The following is a 9,341-nucleotide window of genomic DNA, read 5'->3' on the forward strand; positions in this document are numbered from 1 at the left end:
TGAAGCTTTAGCGGAAACCCGGCGCGGGCAACTCCGAAATGCCGGTTTTATCAATCCAGCCTACCCGCTAATGAACAAAAAATATAAGAACAGCGAGGATGGCTATGAAAAAGATCTTAGTGACGGGGGCTACAGGCCAGATAGGCTCCGAATTGACAATGGCTCTGCGCGATCGGTTCGGCGCGGATAATGTCCTGGCGGCCGGGCATGGCAGGCCGCCGCTCAGCAAGTTGCAGCAGTCGGGGCCTTATTGCAGTTTCGATGTGCGCGACGCTTCGGTATTGCGTCAGGTCGTCGAAGACTACCAAATCGATACGATTTTTCACCTGGCGTCGCTATTGTCCGCGGTCGGGGAAGAAAAGCCGCAGTTGGCCTGGGACATCAACATGAACGGTCTGCTTAACGTGCTGGAGGCAGCGCGCGTGCATGGCTGCGCCGTATTTTTTCCCAGTTCCATCGGCGCTTTCGGGCCCGGCACGCCCGCTGTCGATACGCCGCAGGATACGATCCAGCGCCCTGCCACTTTATACGGCATTACCAAGGTTTCAGGGGAACTGCTGTGCGATTATTATCATCGCCGTTTCGGCGTCGACACGCGCGGCTTGCGCTATCCAGGGCTGATATCGAACGTCGCGCTGCCGGGCGGTGGCACGACGGATTATGCCGTGGATATTTTTTACGAGGCCGTCAAAAGCGGGCATTACGATTGTTTTCTTGATGCCGACACGCAACTGGACATGATGTATATGCCCGATGCGATCGATGCTGCTATTTGGTTAATGACGGCGGACGGCCGAAAGCTGCGCCACCGCAATGCCTTCAATATCACGGCCATGAGTTTTACGCCGCGGCAGCTGGCGGCGGAAATACAGAAGCATCTGCCCGGATTTACCATCGGTTACCGTATCGACCCGGTGCGTCAGGCGATCGCCGATTCCTGGCCTCGGCATATGGACGACAGTGCCGCGCGTGCGGAATGGGGCTGGCGGCCGCGTTTCGGTCTGCCGAAGATGGTCGAGGATATGCTGGAGAAAATAGCGGTCAAACTGGGTAAAGGCTAAGGAGGCATTTATGTCGCTGACAAAAATCGAGCAGTTATTCAACGCGAAATTAACTCAGTTGCAAGAGCAGGGCATAAGCAAGGGCGATGAGAAAATCATTATCGGCCGGCAAGCGGCCGCGGATGGTTTCGGTCCGCGCTATTTTCTGGAAGGCTGCGCGGATCAGGCGTTTCTGCGCATGAATTCCAATTCCTATCTGGGCTTGACTGGGCATTCTGGGCTAATTAAGGCAGAAGCTGAAGCGGCGGAAAAATTCGGTACGGGACCCGGCGCGGTGCGCTTCATCAGCGGCACTTACCGGCCGCATGTCGAACTGGAGAAAAAGCTGGCCGAATTTCACGGGCGCGAGGCCGCCATGATCATGAGCGCGGCCTACGCGACCATGATCGGCGTTCTGCCGCAGTTTATCTCTGACGAGACGCTGGTCGTCAGCGATGCGTTGAACCACAACTGCATCATCAATGCTATTCGTCTGTCGCATCCGGTCAGGAAAGAAGTTTACGCACATGCCGATATCGATGCGCTGGAGCGCATTCTGGAAGCCAATAAAGGCCAGGTCAGGCGCGTCTGCGTCGTGACGGACGGCATTTTCAGCATGCGCGGCGATCATGCGGCGCTTGACCTGATCAGCGCCTGCTGCCGGCGCCATGAAGCCGACTATGACGAGGGCATTATCACCGTTGTCGATGATTCGCACGGGGTCGGCGCTTTCGGCCGGACCGGGCGCGGCACCGAAGAATATACCGGTGGCAAGGCCGATATCCTGATTGCCACGCTCGGCAAGTCGTTCGGCGTGAACGGCGGCTATGTGGCTGCGAGCTCGGCCGTCATTGCCTATCTGCGCGAAACCGCGCCTTTATATATCTATTCGAATCCGATCACGCCGGCCGAGGCGGCCGCGGCCATGGCTGCGCTGGATATTGCAGACAGTCCGGAAGGCATGCATCTGCTGGAGAAATTGCGCAGTCTGAGCGCACGGCTCAGGATCGGGCTGGAACAGTTGGGTTTTGAAACCCTGCCCGGCGAGCATCCTATCGTGCCCATTCTGATCAGAGATACGGAAAAAACCACGGCTTTGGTGGAACACTTATTCGCGCATCAGATTCTGGCTACGGGGCTCAATTATCCGGTCGTGCCGAAAGGCGAGCAGGAAATCAGGCTGCAGGTATCGGCTGAGCATACCGAAAAGGATATGGATTATTTATTGGCTGTGCTGGCCGAGTTTAAACAATAGCGCTTCAATGCAGGTACGGCTTTGCCTAAAACATCTCTATTGGGGGAAGGGCGGCTAAAGTCGCCCTTGCTGGCTTTTATTCGGTCGGCACCATTTCAAAAATGATCACTTCGGCTGGCACTTTTCCTGCGTTCTCTACCGACATTAATTCGCCGGATTCCCAGAACACGTCGCCAGCGGAATAAATATGGGTTTTGCCGCCCTCGGTCACTTTCAGCCTGCCCTTGGTTACATAGCGGGGGCCTGGGCCTTCATGCGTATGTTCGGGCGTTTTAGAAGCGGGCGGGAAGGTGACTCGTATTGTCCTGGCATTGATGTTTTTGCTGGGCAGTTCCACCTTGTTTTCCAATAGCACGGTTCTGCCTAATGCCGGCTTTTCTTCCGCCGAGGCCGTATTCATGTGCCCGGCGAATAGTGCTGTCAGTGACATCAAGGTTAGTCCAGCGCGGGTAATAGTCTGAATTTTGATCATGTGCTTGCCTCGTTTTTTTTATGTGTTAAAGGAATCAGTTTTGCAGGTTGAAGCGGATTTGGATCGGTTTGCTGCTACAAGTTTCCAGTTATTTCGGCATCTGTTTGAGCTTGCCCGGCTATAATCGGTTTAGACAGGCTATCTTCGGTATTCAGCGCCGGTAAGTCCAGGATATTGTTAATGGCTGGATGAAAGAGACCAATACAAACAGGTCGCTTCCGGTATAGCCAATTACAGATTCGCTTGCCGGGCCTTTGCGCAGTGTATCAAGTGCGTATGGCTGTAACTATTTGCCTTATTTTGACATAAATCAATAGGCTGACTAAAAAATAGGGATAAAATTTTATTATAAATTTTAAGGTAACTGTATATCCAATCTGAGTGAGGGTTTTTATTATTATGATCGTCTTATATGTATGACAGCTTTTATGGTTACATCCGCGCTTTTGCAGGCATGCTGTTCACTTTTTTGTAAAAATTCAGGTTTAATATTAGATAAAACGTAGTTGTCGATTTAAACATCTTCATAAACGATGATCGAGAAAGAAGGTTGCGTCATAGGGCTTATGATGAAAATGAGCGGTAAAATCCCTGAGTAAAACCGTAATTTCTTGTTTTATAAAATGTTTTAATGATTTATTAACGCTTTATCTTAAGACAGTAATGTAACCTTGTAATCGCGCAAATATTGATTAGTGAGAATCCGGGTGGAGATTGAATATGACGTATATTATCGAACATAAGTAAAGCTACGTATGTATAATAGCTTATATGTCACGCTATAATAGAAAGACTGTTAAAAGAGTGCTGACAGTAATTCCTATTCAAGTAATTGGTTTGTAACTAATTAAAAAACAACAAAAAATGTATGATTAGTGTTTTGCTTGTTGATGATCATGAACTTGTCCGGACCGGTATCGAAGCATTGTTGAACGCTGCTGAAGATATTAAAGTTGTCGGTGTGGCCAAGTCTGGAGAAGAAGCTGTCGATGCAGTTGTTAATCTGTCGCCGGATGTGGTGCTGATGGACGTGAATATGCCCGGCATTGGCGGCGTAGAGGCATGTCGCAGAATTTTACAGCATGATTCTAAAGTAAAAATAATTGCGCTATCAGTCCATAATGATGGACCCATTCCACGTCAATTGCTCAAGCTGGGCGTCCTGGGATTTATTTCCAAGGGCTCTTCGGCCGAAGAAATGGTGAGCGCAATCCGTAAGGTAATGGAAGGCAAGCGCTATCTGTGCGCAGAAGTGGCCAATAATCTGGCCTTTCAGGGGCTGTCCGGCAATAGTGAATCGCCATTTTCAAAGCTGTCTCAGAGAGAGGCCGAAGTGGTAACTTTAATTCTTCAGGGAAAAACTATCAGGGAAATGGCGGATATGCTGATATTGAGCGACAAAACCGTTAATACCTACCGCTATCGCCTCTATGACAAACTTCACATAAAAAATGATGTTGAATTAACGCGCCTGGCGGTTAAATTCGGTCATATCGACTCTGCTTTGATTTAGCAGGGCTGTTCAAATGGAGGGGCGCCAGGATGGCGCCCCCTCAGGTCGCTTATAACAGTTCCCGGGCCTTGTTAAAGGCGTCTCTGAAATCAAGATACAATGGCTTATCGGTTTCCAGCATGGATTTCAGCAATTCATGCTGCAGCTGGTATTTAACATTGCCGACAGCCAAAGCGCCTACGCCCACCGCACCCGGTGCATTGACGGCATGGATTAATGGCGCGCCCATGTCTTTGAGCTTGATGCCTTCGATTCCCAATGGCGGAACCGCATTCACATCACCCGCTACTTTCAAGCGTTTCGCTTCATTCAGAACATCGGCGCTCAAAACCTGAATGCCGGCTCTTGCTGTGCAAAAGATGATGTCGGCATTGGCGACCAGACGGGCTTTATCGGCTTCGGAACTGGCGTAGGTGCCTTTAAGGTTGCAGCCAAAACGGCGATTGTATTCCTTGGCCATATCCAGGGCTGTATCGATTGACAAATGGTCGATCAATGACGTATCAGCGCCGGCCAGGGATGCGATGACGCCTGTAGCGACGCCGACAGGGCCGGTTCCGCCGAAGACGACGGCATTGCAGTCTTTCAGTTCTTTGCCGTGTTTTGCTTTCAGCTCTTTTTCCACGCAGGCCACCAATGCGGCAGCTGTCGTGAAAGCGCCGCTGGGGTCCGCAAGAACAGAGACTTCAAAAGGGGGAACCATAGCCTGTTTGCAAGTATCCAGCATGTCTATGGCCAGGCCCAGGTCGCGCCCGCCAATAAAAATGCCGGTACGTTTAACCCCGGACGGACCGCGAGAGAATATGGCGTCCTGGGTCAGTCCATAAACTTTGTCCAGCTTGACGTTACTGTAAGGCACGAGCACATCAAAGCCCGCATCCATTGCCATGTTGACATCGAACGGGCTGTTGTTCGGCATGGGGTCCAGCATGTGAATAATGCTGCGTTTCTGCATTAGAGATCCTCTTTCATTAGGGCGGGTTAAACTGAAATGAAACCCGCTTATAAATTAAGCTTTTGATTTAATGTAATCCCTTGCAACTTCGAAAGCGTGCTCGAAATGCAGGTAAACAGGTTTATCGGTAGCGATCATTTTTTTCAGCAAGCGGTTCTGGGCCTGGTATTTGATATTGCCTATAGCCAGTGCGCCTATGCCGACAGCGCCGCTTTTCGAGCCTTGAATCGGGGTGCCGTCATGGAAGGCATCGACGCCGGCAATGCCTGATGGCGGCACGGCGTTGACATCGGCGGCCACTTTCAGTTGAGGCGCTGACGCAACCAGCTCTGCGCTAAGTAACTCAATACCGGCAGCACCCGTTGCAAAGACTACGTCGGCCGTTTTGATGTATTCGGCCTTGTCGGCATCGGCGCCGGCTTCAATAGTGATTTTGCCGTCGCCGAACTCATTGCTGCACATGTCGGCTATGCTTTGTGCTCTTTCCAGTTGGCGGCCGATAATCCTTACATGGGCGTCTGCCTGCGCCGCAATCACGGCGGCTGCCTGACCGACCGGGCCGGTTCCGCCCAGTGCCAGAATGTTTTTGCCTTCCAGCGTGGTGTTGAATTTGGTGGCTAATTCGCGCTCGACGGCTGCAACCATGCCGGCTGCGGTCGTGAATGCGCCGCTGGGGTCGGCGAAAACGGAGACTTCAAATGGAGGCACCATGGCGTGTTTGGCTGCTCTCAGCATATCCATGGCCTGCTTGGTATCGCGGCCGCCGATGAAGATGGCGGTTCTTTTCAGGTTTTTCTGGCTGCGCGAGAAAATGGCGTCCTGCACCAGCCCTTGAACTTCGCTGGGCTCGACATTGATATACGGGACTGCTGAAACCCAGCCGGCATCCATCGCCATGTTGACGTCAAACGGGCTGAGGTTTTTTGCAGTGGTCAGCATGTGTAAAATGAATGGTTTTTCCATGATATCCCCTTGATGTGTTGAGCAGGCAAGTATAAAAGAAAAAATGGCAGAATAACACCGTCATGGGCTTTTTGGATTTTTAAAAAAATGGTGAATCTTGTATTATCAAGGCATTTTTATTTTTCGGAGAAATGAATGCACAACGTTACGTTGATTAAAGGCGATGGTATCGGTCCTTCCATTATGGAGGCAGCGGTCAAGATTATCGATGCGTCCGGCGCCAAGATAAACTGGGAAGAAGCCGATGCGGGCATGGCTGCGTTTGACAAACACGGCACGCCGATTCCTGATGCAACCCTGGCCTCGATAGAAAAAAACCGCGTGGCTTTCAAGGGGCCTCTGACGACGCCGGTCGGCAAGGGCTTCAGAAGCATCAATGTCGCCTTGCGTCAGCAATATGATCTTTATGCCAATGTCCGCCCGGCCAAAACCTGGAAAGGCGCGCAGACCCGTTTTGAAAATGTCGATATTGTCGTCGTCAGGGAAAACACGGAAGGCTTGTATGCCGGCCTGGAGCATTTCCTGACGCCCAAAAAAGATATCGCCGAAAGCCTGGCTGTCGTGACGCGCCAGGGTTCGGAGCGTATCGTTGAGTATGCTTTTAAATATGCGCGTGAAAACGGCCGCAAGAAAGTCACGATCTGCCATAAAGCCAATATTCTGAAGTACACGTCGGGTTTGTTTCTGGATGTTGCCAGAGAAGTGGCTGCGCGCTATCCAGACATTGAGTGCGACGAAAAAATCGTCGACGCCATCTGCATGCATATGGTCATGGACCCGACTCAGTTCGATGTGGTCGTGACGACCAACATGTTCGGCGACATTCTTTCCGATCTGACCGCCGGCCTGGTGGGCGGCCTGGGATTGATTCCGGGCGCCAATATCGGCAGCGATGCGGCGTTGTTTGAAGCGGTGCACGGCAGCGCGCCGGACATTGCGGGCAAAAATATCGCCAACCCGACGGCTGTGATCATGGCGGGCGTCATGATGCTGAATTATCTGGGCGAGCATGAGGCTGCGAACCGCATCAAGGCCGCGACTGAAAAAGTCATTGGCGATGGCGAATTGGTCACGCCGGATTTGAACCGGAATTCAAAGGCCGGCACTACCGAAATGCGCGATGCCATTATTGCGGCCATGCGATAAACTCTCATTAATGCGGGGCGGCCTGATGGTCGTCCCTGTCAGTCTAATACGATGATCGATCTGAAAGCCCAGCAACGCCGCAAAGCTTACGATGCCCGCAACGCACAAGCGGATAAAGAGGCGGTCAGCCGGGTCATTTGCAATCAAATCACAGCGCATCCAGCCTATCAGCAAGCCAGAACCGTGATGTGGTACATCCACTGCCGTTCGGAAGTCAGAACCGAGCCGGCTTTGAGACACGAAGTTTCGACCGATAAACGTATCATCATTCCCTACTGTACCAAAGATGAGCAAGGCCGTAACAAATTAGGCCTATGGTGGCTGGAAGACTTTGCCGAATTAGCGCCCGGCATGTGGGGAATTCTGGAACCGCCCAAGCAACGCTGGGGCGAGGCCGGCAAGGAAATCGCACCGGAACAGCTCGACTGCATTATCGTGCCGGGCGTGGCTTTTGACCGGCGCGGCGGACGCCTTGGCAACGGCGCCGGCTACTATGACCGTTTATTGCGGTGCGTCAGGGTCGATGCCGTGTTGATCGGCGTGTGCTATGAATCCCAATTGCTGGATCGGATCGCCATGGCATCTCATGATGTGGCCATGGATTTTGTGATGACGGAAAAAGCGATTTATGCAGGCCCTGGCCGGCCACTTGCAGGCTAATGGATTTTCAGGCGTTAAAAAACAGCGTTGCTTCCTCGCCGGCTTTTGTTCTGGATGCCGCCGAGATCGTAAATACTTTGAAAGTGTTGGATACGCTACGCAATCAGTGCGGCTGCAAAGTGTTGTATTCGATCAAGGCCCTGCCTTTTTCCTCTGTGCTTGAGCTGGCAAGACCTTTTGTCGACGGCTTCTCGGTCAGTTCCCTGTTTGAAGCGCGGCTGGCTGATGAAATTCTGGCAGGACAGGGCAGCCTACATTTAACGACTCCCGGCATCAGGCCCGATGAGATCGATGACATTGCAAGCCTGTGCACGCACATCAGCTTCAATTCTTTAAATCAGTATCAGCGCTTTGGTGAGGCGGCCAGGGCTGAATCTTCGGTCGGCTTGAGACTGAATCCCAAGCTGTCCTTCCTCGATGATGAGCGCTTCAATCCGTGCCGGCCGTTTTCGAAACTGGGCGTCGATATCGATGAATTATGCCGTTCGAACTTCCTTGATCAGCTCAATGGGCTGCATTTTCATACCGTTTTTTCAGCGACGGATTTTACGCCGTTAATCAAAACGATAGAAAAACTTCAGTCTCATTTGGGGTCAAGATTCACACGCCTGAAATGGTTGAATCTGGGCGGCGGCTATCTGTTCAACCGGATTGAAGATCACAGCCACTTTATTGATCTGGTGCGCCGGCTGAAAAACGATTTCGGCATCGATATCTATATCGAGCCGGGCAAGGCCGTGGTCGGGCAGGCAGGACATTTGATCGCCACCGTGATCGATACGTTTACCAGCGACGGCAAAGCCATCGCCGTGCTTGATACATCGGTGAATCATAATCCGGAAGTGTTCGAATATCAGCGCCAGCCCGAACTGCACGAGCATGTGCCGGAAGGCGCGTATGCGGCCGTTCTGGCGGGCTGCACCTGTCTGGCCGGCGATATATTCGGCGAATATCGGTTCAATAAACCGTTGAAGATGGGCGACCGCGTGGTTTTCAAACATGTTGGAGCCTACAGCCTAATCAAGGCCAACCGGTTTAACGGCCACAATCTGCCTGATGTCTATGAGGCATCGTCCGAAAAAGTCACTTTATTAAAGCACTATGGCTATGCGGATTACCGCAGCCAGTGGATGAGGGGTGAGACTGTATCCTAGGCAACTTGTCGGAAGAAATCAGTGTCAGTAACCGAAACAGGCACACGGTTAGTTTTTAAAGTTCAACTAAACAACCACCCGCTCAAGCGGGTGGGTTCGAATAACGGACTGAAAGTCCGGATACGCGTCGACTAAACGACGCGTCTTAATCCGGCTCCATTTTAAAATTATCGTTTGGGTTAG

Annotated in this window: 9 protein-coding genes; 6 read left to right on the forward strand and 3 right to left on the reverse strand. The window is 51.8% G+C overall.

Annotated features, from left to right (window positions below):
* Window positions 1-104 precede the first annotated feature (104 nt).
* On the forward strand, window positions 105-1,061 hold the full coding sequence (locus tag V2P20_RS10020) for an L-threonine 3-dehydrogenase (RefSeq protein WP_331818060.1): 957 nt from the start codon (window positions 105-107) through the stop codon (window positions 1,059-1,061).
* 10 nt (window positions 1,062-1,071) lie between these two features.
* Complete coding sequence (locus V2P20_RS10025; protein WP_331818061.1) at window positions 1,072-2,295, forward strand: aminotransferase class I/II-fold pyridoxal phosphate-dependent enzyme; 1,224 nt, start codon at window positions 1,072-1,074, stop codon at window positions 2,293-2,295.
* Between the two features lie 76 nt (window positions 2,296-2,371).
* On the opposite strand, the gene V2P20_RS10030 is transcribed toward V2P20_RS10025, so the two are convergent.
* Window positions 2,372-2,725 (reverse strand): cupin domain-containing protein, encoded by a 354-nt coding sequence (locus tag V2P20_RS10030; RefSeq protein WP_331818062.1) that lies wholly within the window; start codon window positions 2,723-2,725, stop codon window positions 2,372-2,374.
* A gap of 910 nt (window positions 2,726-3,635) precedes the next feature.
* Here V2P20_RS10030 and V2P20_RS10035 point away from each other — a divergent pair.
* On the forward strand, window positions 3,636-4,280 hold the full coding sequence (locus V2P20_RS10035; RefSeq protein WP_268119657.1) for a response regulator: 645 nt from the start codon (window positions 3,636-3,638) through the stop codon (window positions 4,278-4,280).
* Window positions 4,281-4,329: 49 nt separating this feature from the next.
* Here the strand turns inward: V2P20_RS10035 and V2P20_RS10040 are convergent, their stop codons facing one another.
* Together V2P20_RS10040 and V2P20_RS10045 are read right to left on the reverse strand one after the other, a co-directional pair.
* Window positions 4,330-5,235 (reverse strand): NAD(P)-dependent methylenetetrahydromethanopterin dehydrogenase, encoded by a 906-nt coding sequence (locus V2P20_RS10040; protein WP_331818063.1) that lies wholly within the window; start codon window positions 5,233-5,235, stop codon window positions 4,330-4,332.
* 54 nt (window positions 5,236-5,289) lie between these two features.
* Window positions 5,290-6,198: an NAD(P)-dependent methylenetetrahydromethanopterin dehydrogenase gene (locus V2P20_RS10045; RefSeq protein ID WP_331818064.1), complete on the reverse strand. Its 909-nt coding sequence runs from the start codon at window positions 6,196-6,198 to the stop codon at window positions 5,290-5,292.
* Window positions 6,199-6,333: 135 nt separating this feature from the next.
* On the opposite strand from V2P20_RS10045, the gene V2P20_RS10050 reads away from it, so the two are divergent.
* From V2P20_RS10050 to V2P20_RS10060, 3 genes are read left to right on the forward strand one after another with little or no spacing between them, the layout of a single operon-like run.
* On the forward strand, window positions 6,334-7,344 hold the full coding sequence (locus V2P20_RS10050; protein WP_331818065.1) for an isocitrate/isopropylmalate family dehydrogenase: 1,011 nt from the start codon (window positions 6,334-6,336) through the stop codon (window positions 7,342-7,344).
* A gap of 51 nt (window positions 7,345-7,395) precedes the next feature.
* Window positions 7,396-8,004, forward strand: a complete 609-nt coding sequence (locus tag V2P20_RS10055; protein ID WP_331818066.1) for a 5-formyltetrahydrofolate cyclo-ligase — start codon at window positions 7,396-7,398, stop codon at window positions 8,002-8,004.
* Complete coding sequence (locus V2P20_RS10060; protein WP_331818067.1) at window positions 8,004-9,158, forward strand: carboxynorspermidine decarboxylase; 1,155 nt, start codon at window positions 8,004-8,006, stop codon at window positions 9,156-9,158. The genes V2P20_RS10055 and V2P20_RS10060 overlap by 1 nt, the downstream gene beginning before the upstream one ends.
* Window positions 9,159-9,341: the final 183 nt, after the last annotated feature.

This window comes from Methylobacter sp. Wu1 (assembly GCF_036553575.1).
Lineage (GTDB): Bacteria > Pseudomonadota > Gammaproteobacteria > Methylococcales > Methylomonadaceae > Methylobacter.

Excerpts from the sequence above, each read along its gene's own strand:
- V2P20_RS10020 (WP_331818060.1), top strand. The coding sequence starts at position 105 with ATGAAAAAGATCTTAGTGACGGGGGCTACAGGCCAGATAGGCTCCGAA.
- V2P20_RS10025 (WP_331818061.1), top strand. The coding sequence starts at position 1,072 with ATGTCGCTGACAAAAATCGAGCAGTTATTCAACGCGAAATTAACTCAG.
- V2P20_RS10030 (WP_331818062.1), bottom strand. The coding sequence starts at position 2,725 with ATGTCACTGACAGCACTATTCGCCGGGCACATGAATACGGCCTCGGCG.
- V2P20_RS10035 (WP_268119657.1), top strand. The coding sequence starts at position 3,636 with ATGATTAGTGTTTTGCTTGTTGATGATCATGAACTTGTCCGGACCGGT.
- V2P20_RS10040 (WP_331818063.1), bottom strand. The coding sequence starts at position 5,235 with ATGCAGAAACGCAGCATTATTCACATGCTGGACCCCATGCCGAACAAC.
- V2P20_RS10045 (WP_331818064.1), bottom strand. The coding sequence starts at position 6,198 with ATGGAAAAACCATTCATTTTACACATGCTGACCACTGCAAAAAACCTC.
- V2P20_RS10050 (WP_331818065.1), top strand. The coding sequence starts at position 6,334 with ATGCACAACGTTACGTTGATTAAAGGCGATGGTATCGGTCCTTCCATT.
- V2P20_RS10055 (WP_331818066.1), top strand. The coding sequence starts at position 7,396 with ATGATCGATCTGAAAGCCCAGCAACGCCGCAAAGCTTACGATGCCCGC.
- V2P20_RS10060 (WP_331818067.1), top strand. The coding sequence starts at position 8,004 with ATGGATTTTCAGGCGTTAAAAAACAGCGTTGCTTCCTCGCCGGCTTTT.